The organism is Pseudomonas sp. 51_B (assembly GCF_017491595.1).
GTDB classification, from domain to species: Bacteria; Pseudomonadota; Gammaproteobacteria; order Pseudomonadales; family Pseudomonadaceae; genus Aquipseudomonas; species Aquipseudomonas promysalinigenes.
In genome coordinates this window covers 1-249 of the sequence record NZ_JAFGYW010000531.1, presented here as the reverse complement: position 1 = coordinate 249, position 249 = coordinate 1, and the positions used below count along the sequence as shown (strand labels likewise).

At 59.0% G+C, this 249-nt stretch carries 1 protein-coding gene; it reads left to right on the top strand.

Going from position 1 to position 249, the window contains the following annotated elements:
• Positions 1-249 (top strand): amino acid permease (locus J5M56_RS26065; RefSeq protein ID WP_207938198.1); only part of this gene is annotated, 249 nt, incomplete at both ends.

Here is a 249-nt window from a genome sequence, read left to right as displayed (position 1 = left end):
TCTTCCCGATCTTCGGCGAAGGTAACACCCCCGCGGCCATCATCGCTGCATCGGTGCTGCTGTGGGCCGTGCATTTTCTGGTACTGCGCGGCATCAAGGAAGCAGCCTTCATCAACCTGGTCACCACCGTGGCCAAAATCGTGCCGTTGCTGATCTTCGTGGTCATTGCCGCTTTCGCGTTTCGCGCCGATATCTTCACGCGCGATATTTGGGGCCAGAGCAACCCGCAGTTCGGCAATGTGCTGAGCC